This window comes from Flavobacterium degerlachei (assembly GCF_900106645.1).
Classification (GTDB): Bacteria; Bacteroidota; Bacteroidia; order Flavobacteriales; family Flavobacteriaceae; genus Flavobacterium; species Flavobacterium degerlachei.
Genome location: NZ_FNMV01000001.1, coordinates 233,402 through 256,920, shown reverse-complemented (window position 1 = coordinate 256,920; position 23,519 = coordinate 233,402). Strand labels below are relative to the sequence as shown.

24 protein-coding genes are annotated in these 23,519 nt (G+C 33.8%); 11 read left to right on the top strand and 13 right to left on the bottom strand.

Annotated elements, in window-relative coordinates; genetic code table 11:
- Window positions 1-110: 110 nt before the first annotated feature.
- The 3 genes from BLV91_RS01045 to BLV91_RS01035 are packed head-to-tail and all read right to left on the bottom strand — an operon-like array spanning window position 111 to window position 2,200.
- Window positions 111-620 (bottom strand): acyl-CoA thioesterase, encoded by a 510-nt coding sequence (locus BLV91_RS01045; protein WP_091428645.1) that lies wholly within the window; start codon window positions 618-620, stop codon window positions 111-113.
- A 43-nt stretch (window positions 621-663) separates the two neighbouring features.
- Window positions 664-1,047 (bottom strand): DoxX family membrane protein, encoded by a 384-nt coding sequence (locus BLV91_RS01040; protein ID WP_091428643.1) that lies wholly within the window; start codon window positions 1,045-1,047, stop codon window positions 664-666.
- A gap of 4 nt (window positions 1,048-1,051) precedes the next feature.
- Window positions 1,052-2,200: a DNA polymerase III subunit gene (locus BLV91_RS01035; RefSeq protein WP_091428641.1), complete on the bottom strand. Its 1,149-nt coding sequence runs from the start codon at window positions 2,198-2,200 to the stop codon at window positions 1,052-1,054.
- 284 nt (window positions 2,201-2,484) lie between these two features.
- Here BLV91_RS01035 and BLV91_RS01030 point away from each other — a divergent pair, with 284 nt between their 5' ends.
- From BLV91_RS01030 to BLV91_RS01015, 4 genes are all read left to right on the top strand, one after another.
- Window positions 2,485-3,672 (top strand): phosphoglycerate kinase, encoded by a 1,188-nt coding sequence (locus BLV91_RS01030; protein WP_091428640.1) that lies wholly within the window; start codon window positions 2,485-2,487, stop codon window positions 3,670-3,672.
- Between the two features lie 110 nt (window positions 3,673-3,782).
- Window positions 3,783-5,819, top strand: coding sequence for a LysM peptidoglycan-binding domain-containing protein (locus BLV91_RS01025; RefSeq protein WP_091428638.1), 2,037 nt, complete (start codon window positions 3,783-3,785; stop codon window positions 5,817-5,819).
- A gap of 94 nt (window positions 5,820-5,913) precedes the next feature.
- Window positions 5,914-6,900 (top strand): DUF4837 family protein, encoded by a 987-nt coding sequence (locus tag BLV91_RS01020; RefSeq protein ID WP_091428637.1) that lies wholly within the window; start codon window positions 5,914-5,916, stop codon window positions 6,898-6,900.
- A 23-nt stretch (window positions 6,901-6,923) separates the two neighbouring features.
- Window positions 6,924-7,370 (top strand): GNAT family N-acetyltransferase, encoded by a 447-nt coding sequence (locus tag BLV91_RS01015; protein WP_091428635.1) that lies wholly within the window; start codon window positions 6,924-6,926, stop codon window positions 7,368-7,370.
- Here the strand turns inward: BLV91_RS01015 and BLV91_RS01010 are convergent, their stop codons facing one another.
- From BLV91_RS01010 to BLV91_RS01000, 3 genes are all read right to left on the bottom strand, one after another.
- Complete coding sequence (locus tag BLV91_RS01010) at window positions 7,371-8,177, bottom strand: OmpA family protein (RefSeq protein ID WP_091428634.1); 807 nt, start codon at window positions 8,175-8,177, stop codon at window positions 7,371-7,373.
- A gap of 3 nt (window positions 8,178-8,180) precedes the next feature.
- Entirely contained in the window at window positions 8,181-9,818 is a 1,638-nt protein-coding gene (locus BLV91_RS01005; protein ID WP_091428631.1) for a S41 family peptidase, read from the bottom strand.
- 97 nt (window positions 9,819-9,915) lie between these two features.
- Window positions 9,916-10,329 carry a ribonuclease P protein component gene (locus tag BLV91_RS01000; RefSeq protein WP_091428629.1) on the bottom strand — a complete coding sequence of 138 codons (414 nt, stop codon included), beginning with the start codon at window positions 10,327-10,329 and terminating at the stop codon, window positions 9,916-9,918.
- 125 nt (window positions 10,330-10,454) lie between these two features.
- Here BLV91_RS01000 and BLV91_RS00995 point away from each other — a divergent pair, with 125 nt between their 5' ends.
- The 3 genes from BLV91_RS00995 (at window position 10,455) to BLV91_RS00985 (ending at window position 12,935) form a co-directional block, all read left to right on the top strand.
- On the top strand, window positions 10,455-11,189 hold the full coding sequence (locus BLV91_RS00995) for a lysophospholipid acyltransferase family protein (RefSeq protein ID WP_091428627.1): 735 nt from the start codon (window positions 10,455-10,457) through the stop codon (window positions 11,187-11,189).
- A gap of 10 nt (window positions 11,190-11,199) precedes the next feature.
- The gene (locus BLV91_RS00990) at window positions 11,200-12,186 is read left to right on the top strand and encodes an acyl-ACP desaturase (protein ID WP_091428624.1); all 987 of its coding nucleotides are present in this window, start codon (window positions 11,200-11,202) and stop codon (window positions 12,184-12,186) included.
- A 95-nt stretch (window positions 12,187-12,281) separates the two neighbouring features.
- Window positions 12,282-12,935 carry an HD domain-containing protein gene (locus tag BLV91_RS00985; RefSeq protein WP_091428621.1) on the top strand — a complete coding sequence of 218 codons (654 nt, stop codon included), beginning with the start codon at window positions 12,282-12,284 and terminating at the stop codon, window positions 12,933-12,935.
- A gap of 71 nt (window positions 12,936-13,006) precedes the next feature.
- On the opposite strand, the gene BLV91_RS00980 is transcribed toward BLV91_RS00985, so the two are convergent.
- The 7 genes from BLV91_RS00980 to BLV91_RS00950 all read right to left on the bottom strand — a co-directional run bounded on the left by BLV91_RS00980 (window position 13,007) and on the right by BLV91_RS00950 (window position 19,813).
- On the bottom strand, window positions 13,007-13,408 hold the full coding sequence (locus BLV91_RS00980; RefSeq protein WP_091429103.1) for a hypothetical protein: 402 nt from the start codon (window positions 13,406-13,408) through the stop codon (window positions 13,007-13,009).
- 203 nt (window positions 13,409-13,611) lie between these two features.
- Entirely contained in the window at window positions 13,612-14,394 is a 783-nt protein-coding gene (locus BLV91_RS00975; RefSeq protein ID WP_091428618.1) for an enoyl-CoA hydratase/isomerase family protein, read from the bottom strand.
- A gap of 9 nt (window positions 14,395-14,403) precedes the next feature.
- Complete coding sequence (locus BLV91_RS00970; protein ID WP_091428617.1) at window positions 14,404-15,819, bottom strand: sensor histidine kinase; 1,416 nt, start codon at window positions 15,817-15,819, stop codon at window positions 14,404-14,406.
- 59 nt (window positions 15,820-15,878) lie between these two features.
- A complete protein-coding gene (locus BLV91_RS00965) occupies window positions 15,879-16,433 on the bottom strand; it encodes a CopD family protein (protein WP_091428615.1) in 555 nt (184 codons plus the stop codon).
- Complete coding sequence (locus BLV91_RS00960) at window positions 16,420-17,775, bottom strand: MATE family efflux transporter (protein ID WP_091428612.1); 1,356 nt, start codon at window positions 17,773-17,775, stop codon at window positions 16,420-16,422. Before BLV91_RS00960 ends, BLV91_RS00965 begins: the two co-directional genes overlap by 14 nt.
- The gene (gene hemH, locus BLV91_RS00955) at window positions 17,776-18,807 is read right to left on the bottom strand and encodes a ferrochelatase (protein ID WP_091429101.1); all 1,032 of its coding nucleotides are present in this window, start codon (window positions 18,805-18,807) and stop codon (window positions 17,776-17,778) included.
- 133 nt (window positions 18,808-18,940) lie between these two features.
- Window positions 18,941-19,813, bottom strand: a complete 873-nt coding sequence (locus BLV91_RS00950; RefSeq protein ID WP_091428610.1) for a helix-turn-helix domain-containing protein — start codon at window positions 19,811-19,813, stop codon at window positions 18,941-18,943.
- Window positions 19,814-20,041: 228 nt separating this feature from the next.
- Here BLV91_RS00950 and hemA point away from each other — a divergent pair, with 228 nt between their 5' ends.
- The 4 genes from hemA (at window position 20,042) to BLV91_RS00930 (ending at window position 23,519) form a co-directional block, all read left to right on the top strand.
- Window positions 20,042-21,298 (top strand): glutamyl-tRNA reductase, encoded by a 1,257-nt coding sequence (gene hemA, locus BLV91_RS00945; RefSeq protein ID WP_091428607.1) that lies wholly within the window; start codon window positions 20,042-20,044, stop codon window positions 21,296-21,298.
- Between the two features lie 104 nt (window positions 21,299-21,402).
- Window positions 21,403-21,810 (top strand): GxxExxY protein, encoded by a 408-nt coding sequence (locus BLV91_RS00940; RefSeq protein WP_091428605.1) that lies wholly within the window; start codon window positions 21,403-21,405, stop codon window positions 21,808-21,810.
- Between the two features lie 78 nt (window positions 21,811-21,888).
- Window positions 21,889-22,815, top strand: coding sequence for a hydroxymethylbilane synthase (gene hemC / locus BLV91_RS00935; protein WP_091428603.1), 927 nt, complete (start codon window positions 21,889-21,891; stop codon window positions 22,813-22,815).
- Window positions 22,815-23,519, top strand: coding sequence for a uroporphyrinogen-III synthase (locus BLV91_RS00930; protein WP_091428601.1), 705 nt, complete (start codon window positions 22,815-22,817; stop codon window positions 23,517-23,519). The genes hemC and BLV91_RS00930 overlap by 1 nt, the downstream gene beginning before the upstream one ends.

Below are 23,519 nucleotides of genomic sequence, written 5' to 3'. Positions count from 1 at the left end.
ATGCTGAACCTATCAGATTGCTACATTTTTTGTCTTTTAATTTTTTTGTGCTCGTAAAAATACTTCTTTTTTTAATTAAAAATTTCTCTTTCAAGAAGTAAATTCCGTTTTTACATGAACAATGCTTTTAACTCAGTAGCATCTTCTGGTTTCATTTTTCCAGCCAAAAGTAAACTCAGTTGTTTGCGTCTTAATGCAGCATCAAATCGTTGTTTTTCAAGTTCAGTTTCTGGGATTATTTGGGGTACTTCTACAGGTCTTCCTGTATCATCTACCGCCACAAATGTGTATATAGCCTCATTAGCCTTGGTCTTATTACCAGACTCTCTGTCTTCAACCCAAATGTCAATAAAAATTTCCATTGAACTTTTAAATGCTCTAGAAACTTTAGCTTCAACAGTAACGACACTTCCCAAAGGAATGGCTCTATTAAATGCCACGTGATTCACTGATGCAGTAACCACAATTCTTCTCGAATGTCTTCTCGCAGCTATACTTGCAGCACGATCCATACGGGCCAATAACTCGCCGCCAAAAAGATTATTCAAAGGATTTGTTTCACTTGGTAAAACTAAATCGGTTAATGTTGTTAAGGATTCGGAAGGATGTTTTGGTGTCATTATTTTCGTTAATGTATTTACTGTTTGTTTTAATTCTATTTTTTTAATTTAACCAATAAACGGCCATTACTGCAGGCATAAAATAAATAACGATGGTTCTAGCTCCATCATAATCTTTAGCCAATCGTTGTCCGAAGAGTAACATAAGTAAGGTAATGCATGAAAAAACGGCTCCGTAAAAACCAAATAATCTACCATTGTTAATCAATAATTCGATACAACCTACAATACACAAAATCCCAGAAATTAATTCCAAAACCAAAATGTGCATTAAAGCCAAAGGCACTAGGTTTCTTAATTGTGTTTTAGCAAAATGGCCTTTTAGCCACTCGACATTGTCTTTCCAGTAAAACAGTTTGTCGTAACCGGATTGAAGAAAAGTGATAGCTAAAAAAATTAAAATTAGAATGGATGCGACGTTATTCATATGGTTATTTTTTATGGATTAAGCGTGTTAATTTGATTGACAAATCGGTTAAAATGATTTTCGCGTTTCCGTTGCGTTCCACGTGATACATGGCATCCGAGAGTTCCTTGAAAATATCATGAATATTATTGCCATTAACAAATGGCGCAAATTTCTCGAGTTTGAATTTGTCTACTTTTGGTTCAAAGTAAACTAAACTTGGAGTTTCATAATTTATCAACAAAGCCTGACGGAACATTTCGATGCAAAATTCTAGAAACTTTTTTTGAGTCTCTCTTCCAAGGCTTGCAATTTTTTCGCTCCAAAGTATTAGGTCCTGAATTGCAGAAGCATCTTTTTTTGCCTGAAACGCAGCCCGAACCCAGGTTACAAACCATTGTTCAAATGGAAATTCATCATTGTCATCATGCAATAAATGTAAAGCAATATTGTAATTGCCCTGTGCCTGATGTGCTATTTTAGCCGCTAAACTAGGATCCACTTTTTCTCGCGAAACCAAAGCTTCTGCTATAATAGGTTCGCTCAGTCCATTGAAATGTAAAATCTGACAACGGGAACGTATGGTTTGAATAATATCTTCTTCGTTTTCAGAAATTAAAATGAAAACCGTTTTTTCTGGCGGTTCTTCCAGCAGTTTCAATAACTTATTAGAAGCGGCGATATTTAATTTATCGGCCATCCAAACAATCATGATTTTATAACCGCCTTCGTATGATTTTAAAGATAATGATTTTAAAATTTCCTGTGCATCATCAACTCTAATTTCGCCTTGTTTATTTTGAACTCCTAAAATGGCATACCAATCAAACAAACCTCCGTAAGGAGTTTGAGTTACAAATTTTCGCCAATCTACAATGAAGTCAATACTTTTTGGACTTTTCTTTACTGCATCAGTAGTCACTGTTGGATAAGCAAAGTGTAAATCAGGATGTGATGTTTTTTGGAATTTCAGATTACAGGCTTCATTCGGGCCTGAGTTTTCCCCGTTTTGATTACCACATAAAATATATTGGGAATAGGCAATAGCCATAGCTAAAGTACCACTTCCTTCCGGTCCAACAAATAATTGCGCATGGGGAATTCTGCCCATTTCTGCACTTTTTGTCAGATGGTTTTTAATGTGTTCTTGCCCTAAAATTTCAGAAAATTGCATAAAGCAAAGATATAAGAAAATGGGTTAGTCTAAAGTTTTCAATTGCAAAGTTTGCTAAAATGTAGCCTCATTTTGATATTAAATTTTCTTTTTGATTTTAAAACAGGATTAGACTCTCTTTTTTGAAAATAAATCACTTTAAATAGTGATAAAATAAATTATTTATCGAATTACAACGATTTCGTTCATTAAAAGCAATATTTTTTGATTTATTCGAATTTATTAATAATCTAAAAGTTCTATATTTGTTATTCTTTCAATAAAACAAACTAAAAATAGACCTAATGAAGACTATAAACGACTTTGACTTTAAAAATAAAAAAGCAATAATACGTGTTGATTTTAACGTGCCTTTGGACGAAAATTTCAATGTAACAGATGCTACTCGTATTGAAGCGGCAAAACCAACTATTGACGCAATTCTTGCTCAAGGTGGAAGCGTGATTTTAATGTCACATTTAGGAAGACCAAAAGGTGTTGAAGAGAAATATTCACTAAAACATATTTTGAAAACAACTTCAGAAGTGCTTGGTGTTTCAGTTCAATTTGCTTCAAATTGTATTGGTGAAGAAGCTAAAAATGCTGCTGCAAACTTAAAAGCAGGAGAAGTTTTATTGTTAGAAAACTTACGTTTTCATAAGGAAGAAGAAGCAGGTGATGTTGCTTTTGCAAAAGAATTGGCGTCACTTGGAGATATTTATGTTAATGACGCATTTGGAACTGCACATAGAGCACACGCTTCGACTACTATCATTGCTCAATTTTTCCCAACTGAAAAATGTTTCGGATTACTATTGGCTAAAGAAATCGAAAGTTTAAATAAAGTATTAAAAAATAGCGAAAAACCAGTAACAGCTGTTCTTGGTGGATCAAAAGTATCTTCGAAAATTACGGTTATCGAAAACATTCTTGATAAAGTAGACCACATGATTATTGGTGGTGGAATGACTTTTACTTTCGTGAAAGCCTTAGGAGGAAAAATTGGTGATTCTATTTGTGAAGATGACAAACAAGAATTGGCTTTAGAAATCTTGAGATTGGCTAAAGAAAAAGGGGTTCAAATTCACATTCCTGTAGATGTAATTGCGGCAGATGATTTTTCAAATACTGCAAATACTAAAATTGTTGATGTTAATGAAATTCCTGACGGATGGCAAGGTCTTGATGCAGGTCCTAAATCATTAGCCAACTTTGAAAAGGTAATAATGGAATCTAAAACGATTCTTTGGAACGGACCATTAGGTGTATTTGAAATGGAAAGTTTTGCTAACGGAACAATCGCTCTTGGTAACTATATAGCAGCTTCTACTGAAAAAGGTGCTTTCTCACTTGTGGGTGGTGGAGATTCAGTTGCAGCGGTAAAACAATTTGGTCTTGAAGATAAAATGAGTTACGTTTCTACCGGTGGTGGAGCAATGCTTGAAATGCTAGAAGGTAAAGTATTGCCAGGTATTGCAGCAATTCTAGACTAAAAATTACAGCTTTAACAGTATTTATTTAAAGTTTTAGGAATAACATATTATGTTTGTAAAAAAACGATTTACGTCATCATTTTGATGAAGTAGGTTGGCAAAAAAACAGCATGAATATAAAAAAATCCGCATTATCACTTTTATTATTAGCATCAATTCCTTTGTTTTCGCAGAACTCTGCCGAAAGCAAAGGAATTGTTATTTCAGAGAATAACTTATCCTATTTAGATTCCATCAAAAATACCTTCGAGAAGGACCAAATGGCCATTTGCGTAGATAGTTTATGGATGAATGAATTGACAAATTTAGATTTGTACAGTGACATCTCCTATGATATTGAAAATATAGATATAGATAAAAAAGTAGATTACAACGAGCTGTCCACTGAATTGTTAAAATCGAGGTTGGCTGCAATGGATGCAAAATCACCTTTCAGAATTGAATACAATGAGAGTCTCGAAAATGTAATTAAATCCTATCTAAAGTACAGAAAAAGATCTTTTGAGCGATTAATGGCTATTTCTGAATACTATTTTCCCATTTTTGAAGAGGCTTTCGCCAAAGAAAACGTTCCCCTGGAAATAAAATATTTAGCTGTCGTAGAATCGGCACTGAATCCAAAGGCAGTTTCTAGAGTGGGGGCTACTGGACTTTGGCAATTTATGTACCAAACGGGAAAACAATACAAATTAAAGGTTGATTCCTATGTTGATGAGCGAAGCGATCCTTTAAAAGCAACTGCTGCTGCAGCAAAGTACATGTCTAATATGTATTCTATTTTTGGCGATTGGGAATTGGTTTTGGCCTCTTATAACTCCGGTCCTGGTAATGTATCTAAGGCAATCAGGCGTTCTGGTGGAAAACAGAATTATTGGAACATTAGAAAGCACCTGCCTAGAGAAACAAGAGGATATGTCCCAGCATTTTTAGCAACAATGTATTTGTATGAATATCATAATGAGCATGGAATAAGACCAGATCGTGCTTTAGTTCAGCATTTCTCGACTGACACTATCATGGTTAAAAAGGAAATGTCATTTAAGCAAATTTCAGACTTATTAGACCTTCCTGTTGCGCAGCTTCAACTATTAAACCCAGCCTATAAGTTAAATGTAGTTCCTTTTTATAATGATGAAAACCATTATTTGAGATTACCCAAAGAGAAAATTGCAGTGTTTGCTTCTAATGAAGACAAAATGTATGCTTATGTGCAACATGAATTAGATCTAAGGGAACATCCGTATCGGAAATCTAGGGCGACAGTTTCAAAAGAAAGAATCAATTCTAATAGTCAAAGAATTACCCGTACCAGAACAAAATATTACAAAATTAGGCGAGGAGATAACTTAGGCGCGATTGCCAATAAGTTTGATGTGAAGGTTTCCGAATTAAAAAGATGGAACAAACTCCGCAACAATACTATTGCTTATGGGAAAAGCCTGAAAATTATTACAACAGAAACTATCGTTAAAACTGTAGTTAAAAAGGCTAAGTTAGAAACGGTTTCTAAGGAAAGTATCTTAAAAAATCAAAAAAGAGTTATATCTGAATTAAAAAACAAGACTGAATTAGATACAGTTTCATCTAATAGAAATGCTTTTTATGTGGTTCGTAAAGGAGATAATTTGAATGCGATTGCTAAAGAAAATAATATTACGATAGCTGAAATCAAAGATTGGAACCAACTTTCAAGTACTACAATTAAGGCCGGTATGACTTTGCAGCTTGTAAAAAGTAAATTGGATGCTAAAGAAGTTCATGTTGCAACTCCTGAATTAAGAAATATTAAATACACGGTTAGAAAAGGAGATAACTTGGGTAGCATTTCGAAACAATTCGGAACAACTTTAGAAGATTTGAAAGAGTGGAATGATTTATCGGGTCATACTATTGCTTTGGGAAGTACTTTAATTGTGGCAAAAAATGAAGTTGCAATCAAAACGAATAGAGCAACCGTTAATTCTTTCAAGAAAAACGCAGCTACAATCTCTGTAAAACAAGGCGCTGATTACTATGTTAAAAAAGGAGATTCTTTATATAGCATAGCAAAAAAATATCCTGGAGTATCTATTTCAGATTTAAAAAAATGGAACGATATTCGCGGTGAACAAATAAAACCCGGAATGAAATTAAAAATTAATGGATAATAAGATAATCTTCTATAAATTTGGGTGCAATAAATATCTAAAAGGTGCGGACTATCTTTAGATCCATTACTGTCCATTTTACAATCGAATTATAATGAATAAAACCTTTTTCTTAATCCTTCTTATTCCCGTATTGCTTTTTTCATGCAAAAAGCAAAGCGAGGATCTTCCGCGAAAAACAACGGGGAAAGTCAACAGTATTTCGGTTATAATAGAGGATCAATTGTGGAATGGCGAAATTGGGGACAGCATTCGAAATAAGTTTGCTTCTCCCGTTATTGGCTTGCCGCAGGAGGAACCACTTTTTACCATAAATCAATATCCAGTAAAATTGATGGAAGGGTTTATGACTGACAACCGCAACATTATTGTGGTAAAAAAAGCGGAAAAAAATGAATTTGCTATAAAGAATGATCAGTATGCTTTTCCTCAAAATGTATTTCATATTACAGGAAAAACAGCTGCAGATATTTTGACTATTTTAGAAAATAATACTCCTCAGATAATTAAAACCATTCGAAAGACAGAAATTGATGAGATTCAGAGGCTAAACAAAAAGTCGTTATTGGACCCGAAAAATGTCAATAGTAAATTAGGTGTTTCTATAGATATTCCTTCCAGTTATGAATACATGGTTCAGGATGATAAATTTATTTGGTTAAAAAAAGAAATAGTAAGCGGGAATACGAGTTTGTTAATTTATCAGGTGCCAATTAATTCTATTAAAAACAAAGACAATTTAGTTTCGAATATTATAAAAATGCGCGATTCTATTGGGGTGAAGTATATTCATGGAAAAGAGGCCGGGACTGATATGATTACTGAAGAGGCATATTCTCCGTATTTTTTTAAGATTAAACTGGCTGGAAAGCTTGCTTATGAAATGAAAGGAACCTGGGAATTAAAAAATGACTTCATGTCTGGACCTTTTATCAATTATTCTATTGTCGATGAAAAAAATGATAGAATGCTGATTCTAGAGGGGTTTTGTTACTCTCCTTCAAAGGAAAAAAGAGATATGATGCTTGAATTGGAGGCTATTATAAAATCAGTTGTAATAGCAAGTGATCGTTTAAATTAAAAATCAAATTAAAAAGAGAATCCATGGCAATACAATGGAAAATAAAGCCTTTTGAGGCATTAACGGTTAACGAACTATATGATTTACTCAAACTAAGAAGTGAGGTCTTTGTAGTGGAGCAAAACTGCGTTTATCTTGATCTTGATGGTAAAGACAAGATAGCATTACATCTTTATGGTGAGTTTGAAGGGAATATCGTTGCCCACGCACGCCTTTTTAAAGCGGGAATAAGCTTTGACAATGCTTCAATAGGAAGAGTTGTCGTTGATCCAAATTATAGAGACAGAAAATGGGGGCACGATTTAATGCGAGAAGCTATTGCTGGAGTTCAATTGCATTTTAACGAGAGTAAAATCACTATTGGTGCCCAACTATACTTGAAAAAATTCTATGAAAGTCATGGTTTTGTGCAAACTAGCGAAATGTATTTAGAGGACGATATTCCTCATATAGAAATGAAAAGAGAGTAATTATACTTTTGTAATTAAAAATTCAACTCTTCGGTCAACATCATCCCCTTTACCTAAGGGGAATTCATTTCCACATCCTTTGTAAGTCATTCGAAGACTATTGACGTTTTTGGACATTAAATACCAGAATACAGTTTTGGCACGATTCACTGACAGTTTTCTCTCATTTGTTGCACGGTCAATAGCATCAAAATAAGGTTTTGGGGTACAACAAACGTGGCCCCTAATTTCAAATTCTATATTTTTGTTTTTTTGAAGCTGTATCGCAATTTTATCCAACTCCTTTTTAGAATTTAAACTTAGTTTACTGCTACCCATAGTAAATAGGATATTTTCAAAGTAAATGCGATCTCCTACAATATGTTTTTCTTGAATGGAATTGTAAATTCCTTTTCCGAAACTATTTTTTCTGACGATAAGTAAATCCACTCGTCTATTTTTGGAACGGATTTCGGCTAAGTTTTCCAAAATATTTTCGGTCAATATTACACGTCCCATGCCTTCAACAAGTACTATTTTATTTTTATTGAAACCATATGAAGTCAGGATTTCTTGAACGGTTTTCACCCTAGCTTCTGATAATTTATAATTGTAATCTGAATTACCTCTGTCGTCGCAATAACCATAAATTTGAATGGATTCAATTTTAGAAGTATCTGCCTGGATGATAAAATCAAGAATGTTTTGTTCCTGTTCAACTTCCAAGGTGTATTTATCAAAATCAAAATAAACTGTTTCAACTTTTTTCCCTTGGGCGGTAAGATAGCCAAATGAGAGCAAGGCGATTAGTTTTAAATAGTGTAGCATTAACTAGATCTTCAATGTGTTTTTGTACTCCGTGCTATTATTTAAAATAGTAACTGATTTCTGAATTTCTGAATTGTTTTTAGTATAATATTGGTATAAACCTTCTTGGTATTGGAAGCGTTTGATGATTTCATCAACAATTAAATGTTTAATTTCTTCTTGATTTTTATCCAATAGTGTTTCCTCGCTTTTTTGTAATGCCGCAAGTAATTGCTCGTATTCGGTAGTAATTGTGGCGTCTATTTTTTCTTTTTTGGCTATAGCCAAAGTATTTTTGAGTGCCAATTCCGTTTCAGTGTCAAAGGAGATATTCTGAGTTTTTAAATACTGTTTAAAGTTTTGGTAATCGGCATTAGAGAAGTTTGGAATTTGATTTCCCAAATTAGGATTTTTAAAATAATAGTAGGTAGCATAATTGAATATGCCGTCATTTTTTACTAAAGCCGCAGCAATAGGACTCATTTTTGTCTCTTCAAGTTGTATGTCTGGTAAAATACCACCACCATCATAAACGGTTCTGCCTTTGCGAGTTTTGAAGGTATTGTAGTTTTTTTCTTCTGTTCTGATTGCCAAACCATTTTTGTCTTTATGTGCGTAATCTAAGGCTTGAATACATCTTCCTGATGGCGTATAGTACCTAGAAATGGTCACTTTTAGTTGTGTGTTGTAAGTCAGGTCAATCGGTTTTTGTACTAAACCTTTTCCGAAGCTTCTACTACCCACAATGACTGCGCGATCTAAATCCTGCAAAGCTCCCGAAACGATCTCTGATGCCGAAGCACTTTTACCGTTAATTATTATCACCAATGGTATTTGAGTGTCAATTGGATCAAAACTAGTCTTGTAGGTATTGTTGTGTTTTTCTATTTTTGATTTAGTGGTTACTATAACCTCGTTTTTTGGCACAAAAAGATTACATATGTTTACGGCTTCATTTAGTAGTCCTCCGGGATTTCCTCTTAAATCTAAAATGATCCTTTCAGCACCTTGTCTTTTAAGTTCTTCTAATGCTTCCTTAGTTTCAAGGGCCGCTTTTACGTTGAAACGTGACAAAACAATATATCCTGTTTTGGCATCTATTTTGGAGAAAAACGGAACTGATTTTATGGCAACCTCATTGAGTACTATTTCAGCGGTATTTATTTTGTTCTGGCGTATGTATTTCAGCGCTATTTTAGTGTTTTTAGCTCCCTTCATTAATTGGGAGGCATCGTCTTTAAAGTCGGCCAATAGAACATCACCAATTTGGATAATTTCGTCACCAGCTTTAAAACCAGCTTTATCTGCAGGAAAATCCTTGTAAACTTCCCGGATGATTAATTTATCCTCTTTCCTAGTAATCAAGGCACCTATTCCAGTATACTCGCCTGTATTATTTATTTTAAAATTAACTACTTCTTGCTCGTTGAAGTAAACAGTATAGGGGTCGAGACTGCTCAACATGCCATTGATGGCTTTGTCCATTAATTCTCCAGGATTTGTTTCGTCGACATAATTCGTGTTCAATTCCTTGAATAAGGTCGTGAAAATTTCTATTTGCTTAGCAATTTCAAAAAAATCGTTTTTGAAACTGGCACCAACAAACAAAAAGAGGGAAGCGATAATAGGGATGATATATTTCTTTTTCAAAAAGGCTGTCATGGTATTTTACTATTAAAATAAAAAAGACTAAATTAAGAATAAATCAACAATAATGAGCCTGTTATGAAATAAACCCTCTTTTTTAAAAGAGGAGAAACTATTTAGTTACTGGAATGATGGTAGTATCCGTTTCGTCTTTTTTCACGTTTTGCGCTATGAATTTCTCAAACAATTGAATTGTTTTAGTGTTGATTTCGTCATATGACAAACGGTCTTTAGTTTGATAAAACAACATAAAGGCACAAGGTTTGTCAAGATTATCAGTAAGTATATGTTTGTTCAAGCGGTAGGTTTCGCGCAGAATTCGTTTAAAGTGATTTCGATCTAGTGCTTTTTTAAAGTTCTTTTTGGAAACAGAAACTCCCATTTTTATGGTTTGACCGTCACTTAATGGACCGCAATGATAAACCAATCGCAATGGGTATTTAGATACTGATTTTCCATCCGTAAATAATAATCCGATTGTAATTTTACTTTTTAGTTTTTCGTTTTTTGGATAGCTGAAGTTCATTTCTAGAAGTAAAGGGCAAAGATTTTAGAGAGCAAAGGTACAATTAAACACTAAACCTATTATTGTTTGGGATTTAATTAGCGCTAAAAAATATATTTGTTACTTTTGTGTTTAATTTTTTAAGCATGGAAAAACTGATTTCGTATCCCATATCTGTATTGTATTATTTATGTTTTGGTCTTACGTTGGTCATTTTCCATCCTATTCAGTGGATTTGTTTTAATGTCTTTGGATATAACGCTCATAAAGTAAGCGTTGACTACCTCAATTTTTTTTTATTGAAGTGTACGAATCTTTTGGGAACTACCTACAAATTTGAGAATATAGAAAGTATACCCAAAGGTGTTCCAATAATTTTTGTATCGAATCATCAAAGTTTATATGATATTGTTGCAATGATTTGGTTTTTGCGCAAGTTTCATTGTAAATTTGTGAGTAAAAAAGAATTGGGAAAAGGAATTCCAAGTGTTTCCTTTAATTTGCGCCATGGCGGATCAGCGTTGATTGATCGAAAAGATCCTAAGCAAGCTATCCCTGAAATTAAAAAATTGGCAGAATACATTGAGAAAAATAATCGTTCGGCAGTTATTTTTCCAGAAGGAACTAGAAGCAAAACCGGCAAGCCAAAGGAATTTGCACAAAGTGGATTGAAAATATTATGTAAGTATGCTCCGTCAGCTTATGTAGTTCCAATAAGCATAAATAATTCTTGGAAAATGGTTAAACACGGATTTTTTCCACTTGGTTTAGGAAATCGCCTTACCTTTGTAATACATAAGCCATTAGCAGTAAGTGAATTTGATTTTGCTGAGTTGATAGAGAAGACGGAAAGTGAAGTAGTAAAAGGAATTAAATTTTAATTTAAATAAAATGTCAATAAAAAATATTCGATTAGAGGTTATGCAGTTTTTGGAAAAAGACGTTGATAACTATGTTGATCAGTTTTTAATACCAGTTGAAAAAATTTGGCAACCAACGGATTTTTTACCCAATTCAGAAAGTGATACATTTTTTGATGAGGTTAAGGAATTGCGTGAAATTGCGAAAGATTTACCATATGATTTTTGGGTGACTTTAGTGGGTGATACTATTACCGAAGAAGCTTTGCCTACCTATGAATCTTGGTTGATGGATGTTGACGGAGTTGATAACGTGGGAAGAAACGGATGGTCTAAATGGATCAGACAGTGGACTGGAGAAGAAAATCGTCACGGTGATTTGTTGAACAAATACTTGTATTTATCAGGTCGTGTTAACATGCGTGAAATTGAGATGACTACGCAGCACCTAATTAATGACGGATTTGATATTGGTACCGGAAGAGATCCATATAAAAACTTTGTTTATACTAGTTTTCAAGAGCTAGCCACTTATGTTTCTCACAATAGAGTAGCTCAAATGGCTAAGAAATATGGTGACAACAAATTATCTAAAATGTGTAAGATGATTGCAGGTGACGAAATGCGTCATCATCATGCTTATAGTGAGTTTGTAAACAGAATTTTTCAGGTTGACCCTAGCGAAATGATGATTGCTTTTCAATACATGATGAAACAAAAAATCGTTATGCCAGCTCATTTCTTGAGAGAATCTGGACAAAAGATAAGTACTGCTTTCGAACAATTTTCTGATTCTGCGCAACGAATTGGTGTATACACAGCAGCTGACTACATTGATATCATGCAAAAATTAATGGACAAGTGGGAAATTGATAAAATTACTGGCTTGACTGACGAAGCTGAAAAAGCAAGAGATTATCTGATGAAATTACCAGGAAGGATGGCTAGAATTTCAGAAAGAATGGTTATTCCACAAGAATCTCATATTTTCAAATGGGTAGAACCTGCTAGAATCTAGTTAGAAAGTGATATAATAATAAAGAACAATAGCAAGTGTTGGTTTTTGAGGGTTGAAATCTTCGAAAACCAACATTTTTTTTAAAAGATAGAAAGATGAACAACGCAGACATAATTAGTAAGACAATCACTTTTGTAAAAGATAAATTAGATAATGCAGAAGGTGGGCATGACTGGTTTCATATCGAGAGAGTCTATAAAAATGCGATGTTGATTGCAAAAAATGAAGTTTGTGATGAAACGGTTGTAAAATTAGGAGCTTTACTTCATGATATTGCTGATAGTAAATTTCACGATGGAGATGAATCTATAGGTCCTGAAACTGCCAGAACATTCCTAGAGTCAGAAGATGTAGATCAAGCAAAAATAGATCATGTGGTAAAAATCATCGAGAATATATCCTATAAAGGGGGCAATTTCGAAAAAACTTTTACTTCCATAGAATTAGATATAGTGCAAGACGCAGATCGTTTAGATGCGCTAGGAGCTATTGGAATTGCGAGAACGTTCAATTATGGCGGATTTAAGAATAGAGCGCTCTATGACCCTAAAATCTCCCCAAACACTAAGATGACTAAGGAAGAGTATAAAAATAATGAGGCGCCAACACTGAATCATTTTTACGAGAAATTATTACTGCTAAAAAATAAAATGAATACCGAATCAGGCAAGCAAATTGCAAAAGAAAGACACCGCTATATGGAAGGTTTCTTGTCTCAGTTTTATGCAGAATGGTACGGAGAAAAATAATACGTTTTGTAGAGACGCACTGCAGTGCGTCTCTACCGTGCGTCTCTACAAAAAACGATTATCAATAGGATCTATATAATCCCTTTTGCCTTCATTTCAATAATAACATCTGAGGCATGTTTAAAAGTGGGAGCTTGCTCTATAATGCTTGCTACCCTTTTTTTATTCAGTTTAAAAGTGATATCATTTTCTGTTGTAAACAACAAGGCTGTCAAAAAAGGATTATTCAAATAGGGAGTCAAAACTAAAAAGGCTTCATCCAAAGTATGGAAACTCTCAATTTCTTCTGTTTTATACTTAGCAGTAAGAGAAAGACTGAAAACATCATTTTCTAATAATACCGGACGTACATAGATATTTTTCAATTCAGTATCACCAATGGTTTTTGCCAAAGTCAATTTAGCGTAAGTACCATTTTCGATACTTTCTTTTACTTTTTCCCAAAATTGAACGAATACAGGTTGAAAAGACATAATCATAATTTTTATTAGTTGAATTATTCCCATATAGGAGTTTGCAAAATTAGCTTTTGTAAGTCAAAATAGGAGCTTATTAAAGAAAAATTTTATTGATGGGGAACGCTTGTGGGATTGTTGAAAAAAACAACTGCCGATTCTAAGATTTTATAATCGTAGAATCGGCAGTTAAAAGTATTTTGAATGAAAAATATAGTAGTTTATTCGCCAGTAAAAACGGCTTTTCTTTTCTCCAAAAAGGCAGTAGTTCCTTCTTTAAAATCTTCTGTACCGAAGCATTTTCCAAAGGATTTTATTTCAGTCTCAAAACCGTTTTCGCCATCTTTATAGTTAGCATTAATCGATTTTATAGCACTGCTTATAGCCAAAGGGGAGTTTCTCATGATTTTTTGGGCAATTCCGTTGCAGTAATCTAATAGTTCTGCTTGTGGAATAACATTGTTCACTAATCCCATTCTATAGGCATCCTCAGCTGTTACCATTCCGGCTGTCAATATCATTTCCATAGCGCGTCCTTTCCCAATTAGTTGTGGCAAACGTTGTGTTCCACCATAGCCTGGAATAACTCCTAAAGACACTTCTGGCAAGCCCATTTTAGCGTTGTCAGAAGCAATTCTGAAATGACAGGCCATTGCTAATTCTAACCCTCCACCAAGTGCAAAACCATTAACGGCTGCAATTACGGGTATTTTTAAATTTTCGACAAAATTAAACAAGATGTCTTGTCCTTGTGCGGCTAATTGTACCCCTTCTTCAATTGAAAATTCTGAGAATTCAGCAATATCGGCTCCAGCCACAAAAGCTTTTTCACCACTACCAGTTAAAATAACCACTCGGGTTTCATAATTTTTTTCCAATTCTTGAAAAGCCTGATGCAATTCTTGAATAGTCTCTTTATTTAACGCATTTAGTTTCGTAGGACGATTTATAGTTATGGTTGCAATGCTATTTTCTTTTTCTATTAAGATGTTTTTGTAGCTCATTTTGATGATTTAGGAGTTAATAATAGGAAGTGAAACTGTAAATTGAGTTCCTTTTCCATATTCTGTTTCAAAGGTAATTGTTCCTTTATAATTTTCGATGATGTTTTTAATAATACCCAAGCCCAGACCCATTCCGCTGTTTTTGGTGGTAAATTTAAATTCGAATATACGATTTATATCTTCAGGACTGATTCCCGTTCCGTTATCGGCAACGCTAATCAGTACATTATTCATTTCTTTTTTTACGTTTACGAATACCGTTTTATCTTCTTGATGTTCCGGTATGGATTGAATGGCATTCTTAACTAAATTGGTAATAATTCGAATTAGTTGTGTTCGATCTATTTTCGAAATAATCTCTGCAGCGTCACTTTCAAAGGTAATAAACTCCTCATTGAAAATGTCTAAAGCTAATTCAACGACCTCTACCACATTTAAGGTTTCATTTTGTTGTGCAGGCATGGAAGCAAAATTTGAAAACGCAGACGCAACTGAATTCATAGTGTCTATTTGCTGAATCAATGTTTCTGAATAATCGTTCATTTTTTGCTTTATTTCAGGATCATTTGGATCAAATTTTCTCTGAAAACTCTGAACGGTTAAACGCATTGGAGTCAATGGATTTTTAATTTCATGGGCCACTTGCTTTGCCATTTCGCGCCAAGCTTCTTCTCTTTCGCTTTGTGCTAGTTTTACGGCACTTATTTCGAGCTCGTCCACCATTCGGTTATAGGAGCTGATCAATAAATTAATTTCCTTGCTGCTGGCTTCTAACACGATTTTTTTGTTTTTTTGCTTCAAACTGGTTTCGTTTAACCTATCAGAAATGGTCTTCAATGATTTCGTTATATAGGTGGCAAGAAAATAGGCTAACCCAAAAGCTACGATTAGCATAAAGGAATAAACCTGTCCTAAACGGATTAAGAAACTATTTAGTTCCTTGTCGTAAAAACCATCATCTTCTAAGTACGGCAGGTTTAAAACACCCAAAGGTTTGAATTTGTCGTCTTTAATTTGGGTAAAAGAGGATCTGTTTTTGACGCCATTTATGGTTTTAATGTCTACATATCGTTTTTCGATGGAGGAACGTACGAGTTTTAAAATATATTTTGGAATGGGAGGCGAAACCTTATCAACGGAAAAGGATTCTTTAGAAGACTTTAATAATTTCCCATCTAAGCCATAAATGTTTATTTCAATATTATGAATGTGTGCCAGTTCATGAATTTTATCCTTGAAAATTAGATCTAAATTTTCGGTTGTCAGCGGATAGGTCGTTGTTGAAAGTACATAGTTAATGTGTTCTCGTACTGCATTTTCCTTACGTTCTAGTCGTTCCTGATGGTACTCTTTGGCTTCGTTTTTAAATTGGATAATAGAAATGGAAGCGAGCAGCACAGAGGCTACAATTATCAATACGATCATCGAAAGAAAAATCCGAATTCGTAATGATAACATTGATATTTTAAAGCCTTTTAGCATAATTAAGATTGATTTTTTTCTCGAATTTTTTTATAAAATTTAAATCCAAGCATAATCAAAACGGAAAAACTAATAATTCCGATAACGCCATAAATCCAGTTAAATGCATTTTTCAGCACTACCAAGAAAACTACGGAGAAAAGGATTATAGTAGCTCCTTCATTCCACAAACGCATGAAGTTAGTCGTGTATTTTATTTCGTTGTTTTGTAATTGTTTGAATATTTGATGGCATTTACCATGATACAAATACAACACAAATACAAAGCCAAGTTTTACATGCATCCAAGGCATTTTTAGCCAAGCGGCTCCCAAATCAGTAAAAAACAGCATCCAAAAGGCAAATATACTCGCTAAAACCGCAGATGGCCAAGTGATGATATACCACAATCTATAACTCATTATATTGTATTGTTTTTGCAATATCTCTTTTTCAGGTGAGGGTTTTTGTGCAGCTTCAATTTGGTAAACAAACAAACGTACAATGTAAAATAAACCTGCAAACCAAGTGATAACAAAGATGAGGTGTAATGATTTGAGGTAGTTATAGTATTCCATTCTTATGTTTTGTCAATTTTATATTCATTTCTTTTTTTAGAAAATAACCAGTAATTAATGTTGATAAAACATCGGCGATGGGAAAAGAAACCCACACTCCAAAAATACCGAAAAAATTTGGGAGAATCAGTACTAGGGGAATTAAGAAAAACCCTTGTTTGCTCAAGGTAAGAAATAATGCTTTTTTAGCTTTCCCTGCTGCCTGAAAATAGGCCGCACCAATTAGTTGGATCGCAATGATGGGGGATGCCGCAAAAACCCATCTAAGGGCATTTGGAGTTTCAGCAATGACTTTGGGATCTGTGGTAAAAATAGACACGATAGGTTGTGCAAAAGCAAGTATAAATACAAAGATAATTGCCGCCAAAAGCGCTGCATATTTAATGGATACTTCTACGCTTTCCTTTACCCTTTCGTAATTTCCTGCGCCATAATTGTAACCAGCAATTGGAATAAAACCTTGAGTTATTCCAAGAACAGGAAACAAAGCAAACATTAACATTCGGCTTATAATTCCGTATACAGCTATCGAATGCTCACCTCCGTAGGTATATAAAGTATGATTAAGGATAATGGCTAGAATACTTACAACACCTTGTCTTGAAAAGGTAACAAAACTCAAGTTTGTAATCTCTTTTATAATTGGAAAATTAAATTTAAAGTGGCTCGTTTTTATCTTAAGTTCACTTTTATACATGAAAAACCATAAGACGAAAAGAAAGCACATAAAATAGGAAATAGAAGTAGCCAAAGCTGCTCCAAACATGCCTAAGTTCATTAATTTTATGAAAACAATATCGAGTATAATGTTTACAAAAGCGGGAATAATCATGGCAAACATCGCGAATTTTGCTTTTCCTTCAGCCCGTATAATGTTATTTCCCATCATGCAAAGTGCTAAAAAAGGAACAGATAAAATTATAGGGAAAAAGAATTCTGTTGCGGGCTTTACAATTGCTCCTTTGGCACCAAAAAGCAATAACATATCGGCACTAAAAAAAATTCCTAACAGCACAAATACAGATGCCATCAAAAATGTCATCATAATTTGATTAGCAAAGGTCAATAAAGCTTTTTCTTTATTATTGGCTCCCAATGCTCTCGAGAGAACGGAACCGCCACCAACACCTATGGCCATTCCTAATGAGGAAATGAAAAAAGTAATAGGCAAAACAACGGTCACCGCAGCAATAGCTAAGGACCCAATCCATTGGCCAACAAAAATAGTGTCGATCAAAATATTGACCGACATAAATAAAATTCCTATAGATGCTGGAACCGCTTGCTTTATCAACAGCTTTTTAATGTCTTGCGTCCCTAGTTCCTCGGCTGAAACTGCCATTTATGCAATGCTTTTTTCGACTGTTGCCCATTCACTGATCCAATTGCTAACGGTTGTGCACCATTCATCACTGTCATTTAAACAAGGTATAGCTAAAAATTCTTCACCACCATGCTTTTTGAATTCGTGGTTTGCTTCCATAGCTATTTCCTCTAATGTTTCCAAACAATCAGATACGAAGGCAGGAGTTACGACAGCGAGTTTTTTAATTCCTTTTTCAGGCATTTTGTTTACTTCAACGTCTGTGTATGGTGTAAGCCATTTGTCACCAGCTAATCGCGATTGAAAAGTTTGGCTATATTTTCCTTCTGGAATCCCTAATAATTTCACCACTTGTTTAGTAGTTTCATAACATTGGTGACGGTAACAAAATTCATGTGCCGGTGACGGTGTATTACAACAAGAACCATCAATTTTACAATGTGATTTGGTTATATCAGTCTTACGAATGTGACGCTCTGGAATCCCGTGATACGAGAATAATAAATGGTCATAATCATAACCATCTAAATGTCCTTTGATTGAATCGGCCAGATTTTTAATGTAGTCGGGCTTGTTGTAAAATGCGGGAACGATTGTAAACTTCATTTCTGGAAAGTGCTTTTTACGTAACTCTTCTGCTAGTTCTAATATAGTCGTCGTCGATGCCATTGCATGCTGAGGGTACAATGGGAAAAGTAGCACTTCGTTTACTCCTTTATCATGCAGTTCTTGAAGTCCAGATAGCAATGATGGATTACCATAACGCATAGCAAGGGAAACAGGAACGTCAACTAGTTTTTCTACTTTTTCATGCATTCTTTTAGAGATAACTACAAGAGGAGAACCTTCGTCCCACCATATTTTTGCGTAAGCAGCAGCTGATTTTTTAGGTCTTGTTTGAAGAATGATTCCACGAACAAGCAATGCCCGTAAAAGAAATGGAACGTCTATAACGTATTTATCCATTAAAAACTCATCTAAATAAGGCTTTACATCTTTCGCTGTTGGACTTTCTGGGGAACCTAAATTGACTAATAATACACCTTTCATTTTATTTTTGTTTTCATTAAATCTCATTCTTGAGAATGAGAAATTGTTCGATAAAAGTAAACAAACTTATATTTTTATAAATTCGAATTAACTATTTTTTATTTATTGTTTAATATGTAAAACCAATAGTTTGCTAAGTATTAGGATTTATTGACATCAAATATTTCTTTGGGGTAGTGGCAAATTTCTTTTTGAATGCAGCGATGAAGTGACTACCAGTGCTATATCCTATTTTTAATCCTACTTCGTTTACATTATAAGAACCGCTATCAAGAAGTTTTCTGGCGAAATCCATTTTGTAGTCAAACAAAAAACCATAAACAGTATCGCCGTAAATTTGCTTGAATCCCATTTTTAGTTTCTTAAGATTCAAACCTATTTCATCAGCTAGTTCCTGTAAACCTGGTGGCTCCGCCATATTAGCAATAATGATTTCTTTGGCTTTTCTAATTTTCATAACATTGTCTTCGTCTATCAAGAACGGACATTGTTCTGCAGTTGGATCTTCAGTTCTGTTGAAATATAAACTCAACAATTCATATCCTTTTCCTTTATAATACAAGTTTTTAATGGAAGGGTGCAGGCTGTAGTGAAACAACTGACTAAGAACAATTGCCATTGATGGGCTAATGTTACCTTCATTATAGTATTTCTTGTCTTTATTGTCTCCGCTTAAAAAAGTAATGTAATCCGCTTCAGAAGAAAACAACGCGTGAAATTTTTTGATGGAGATAATTACGGATATCACCCACGAATTTGGCGCCAGTTCTAAGTTCAATGGCAATTCTTTTTGAGGATTATATAAAAGTAACGATTTCTCTTCCTTTAGTTCCAATGAATAGTTTCCTTGATTGAAGATAAATTTAGCACTTCCTTTCAGTCCAAAATGAAACTGAATCAAGCCACTGCTGACTTCACGTTGCGCATTAAAAGATTCGGTGCTGTCATTTTGAAAGCGAATTAATGTAAAATCGTCTTCTATTTTTATAATTTCCTGAGAACCCATAGCGATATTTTTTTTGTGAAAACATGATAATTGTCAACGCCTGTTATTTAGAACAACTCTAAATTAATCACATCTAGTTACTTGATTTCAGTGCAAAAATAACGTTTTTTGCCAATAAAGAGGACTTTAGAAATAAAAATACACGTAGCGATACAAATAGTACTTACAGCGTTACTTTTATAAACTCTATAGTGATAATTTTGTTCCACTTTCTGGAAAAGTATTTATATGAAAAATAATAACCTTTTAAAACATCACTATTTTTATTCTGTTGGACTAAGCTATAAAAAAGCGGATGCCGAGATGAGAGGTAAATTTAGCTTGGATGTTTTAGCAAAAACCCGTTTGCTAGAACAAGCAAAAACTGAAGGAATCGAAAGTTTAATTGTTACATCTACTTGTAACCGTACTGAAATTTACGGATTTGCCGAGCATCCTTTTCAATTGATAAAATTGATTTGTGAAAACAGTAAAGGAAGTGTTGAAGAATTTCAAAAAGTAGGTTTTGTATATAAAAATCAAGAGGCTATTAGTCATATGTTCCGCGTAGGAACTGGTTTAGATAGCCAGATTCTAGGTGATTTTGAAATTATATCTCAAATTAGATCAAGTTTTACACAATCAAAAGCAATGGGATTGGCTAACAATTTCATCGAAAGATTGGTGAACGCTGTAATCCAAGCAAGCAAAAAGATAAAAAATGATACTGAGATTAGTTCAGGAGCTACTTCTGTTTCATTTGCAGCGGTACAATATATTATCAAGAATGTTGAGGACATTGGTAACAAGAATATCTTGTTATTTGGAACGGGTAAAATAGGGAGAAATACTTGTGAGAATTTGGTTAAACACACCAAAAATGAACACATAACCTTAATCAACAGAACCAAAGATAAGGCCGAGAGATTGGCAGGCAAGCTGAACCTAATCGTTAAAGATTACTCAGAACTACATTTAGAACTTCAAAAAGCAGATGTTGTTGTGGTAGCTACAGGTGCTCAAAACCCTACAGTTGATAAAGCCATCTTAAATCTTAAGAAACCGCTATTGATTTTGGATTTATCTATTCCTAAAAATGTGAATCAAGATGTTGAAGCATTAGAAGGAGTTACATTAATTCATATGGATTACTTATCTCAATTGACTGATGAAACTTTAGAAAACAGAAGAAATCATATTCCGGCAGCAGAAGCAATTATCGAAGAAATAAAAGAAGAGTTTAATGTTTGGACAAAAGACCGAAAATTTGCTCCAACCATTCATGCTTTAAAAGAAAAGCTGAATGCAATTAAAACTTCTGAATTGAATTTTCAAAGTAAAAAAATTGCTGATTTCAACGAAGAACAAGCAGAAATCATCAGTAACAGAATCATTCAAAAAATAACAACACACTTTGCCAATCATTTAAAAGATGACGACACCATGGTGGATGAAAGTATTGAGTGGATTGAGAAAGTTTTCAAAATAGGATTGGCAGCAAAATAAAAGCAGTCTTTTTTTCTGAACCATTAAGAAATTAAGAATATTAAGGTTTTATTTTTGGTAGACTCAATTAAGAATTTTATCTATTTTTAATAAACTAAAGCTACATGACTCAAAAAGAAGTTACTAACTTGTCCTATGAAATAACAGGTTTTGCTATTAAAGTTCATAAAGCTCTTGGGCCGGGACTTTTAGAAAGTGTGTACGAGCAATGTTTGAAGTATGAATTAGAAAGAAATGGATATAATGTAAAGCAGCAGTTAATTGTTAAAATTGAATATGACGGTCTTGATTTAGAATCTAATTTGAGAATAGATCTTTTAGTAAATGATTGTATAGTAGTAGAATTAAAAGCGATAGAAAATGTGTTGCCAATTCATGAAGCGCAATTATTAACGTACATGAAATTATTAGAAAAGCCTCAAGGTTTACTTATTAATTTCAATACAACTAATATAACAAAGTCGATGAAGCCTTTTGTAAATGAATATTTTAAAAGACTAGACACAATATAAAACTTAATGAATCTTAATTTCTTAATGGTTTTTTAGTTTTTTTTTAAAAAAAAACTTTTTTGGAATCAAAATATAAAAATGGCAGAAAAGACAATAAGAATAGGGACGCGAGATAGCGAACTAGCACTTTGGCAAGCACATACCGTAGAGAAAAAGCTAAATGATTTAGGCTATAAAACCAAAATTGTAGCTGTTAAATCAACAGGAGATATCATTCTTGATAAGCCACTTTACGAGCTCGGAATCACAGGGATTTTTACAAAAACACTAGATGTTGCCATGATTAATGGTGATGTTGATATTGCAGTTCATTCCATGAAGGATGTTCCTACGGCCTTACCTATAGGGATTGTTCAAGCAGCAGTTTTGGAAAGAGCCAGTACATTAGACATTTTAGTTCATAAAGGTAATCTTGATTTTCTAAATGAATCAGGAACTATTGCTTCTGGTAGTTTGCGTCGACAAGCACAATGGCTCAATAAATACCCTGCACATAAAGTGGTTGATTTACGCGGAAATGTAAATTTACGCATGAAAAAACTCAATGAAGGCGACTGGAACGGAGCTGTTTTCGCAGCTGCAGGTTTAGAGCGCATCAACTTAAAACCAGAGCATTTTATCAATTTAGACTGGATGATTCCTGCTCCCGCTCAAGGAGCAATGGTTGTAGTAGCCATGCAAGATGATGCTTTTACAAAAGATGCGTTATCACAACTGAATGATATCGAAACGGAGATTGTTACCTATATTGAACGCCAGTTTCTAAAAACTTTGGAAGGTGGCTGTACAGCGCCAATCGGAGCTTTAGCAATTTATAATGAAGAGGAAGATACCATTCATTTTCAAGGAGTTTTATTTTCGCTTGACGGAAAAGAAAAGATTGAAATCGATAAAATTGTTCCTATCGAAGAATGGAAGAAATTAGGGTTTTACTCAGCTCAGGAAATTCTGAATAATGGAGGAACAAAATTGATGACGGAAATTAAAAATAATTTGAAGAAATAATGAGCCAAACAAGTATTTTATCCACCAAAACATTGTCGGCAGAACAAAGGCAAGTATTTCTTGATGCTAATTTTGATCTTTTAGAACAAGATTTTATCGAAATAAAAAACAACCTTTTTGAACTGAATAAAATCAACAACAATTTGATTTTTAGTAGCCAAAATGCTGTGTTAAGTTTAATAGAACAAAGCGGTTGGGAAGTTCTAAAGACCAAACCTGTTTTTTGTGTTGGTATAAAAACCAAAGAATTACTAGAAGCAAATGGTTTTACAGTTGATGTATATTTGGATTATGCATCTGAATTAGCGGAGATAATCACTTTAATTTACAACAAGGAAAGCTATACTTTTTTAAGCGGAAATTTGCGCAAAGAGACTTTGCCAGAAGCATTAAAAAGCGCAGGAATAACTTTTAATGAAATAGAAGTTTACGAAACCAAGTTAGCGCCTTTCAAAATATCAGAACAGGAAAATTTTGATGGAATTATGTTTTTTAGTCCATCTGCCGTTGAAAGTTATTTGACAAACAACAAAATCAAGAATGAAATTTGTTTTTGCGTAGGGAATACTACCGCAAAATCATTAGAATTAAATAAAGTTAAAAACATTGTAATTGCCGAAATACCAACAATCGAAGATGTAATTATCGAAGTTATAGCCTATTATAATACAGAAGAAAGCACTGAGCCATTAGATAAAATATAA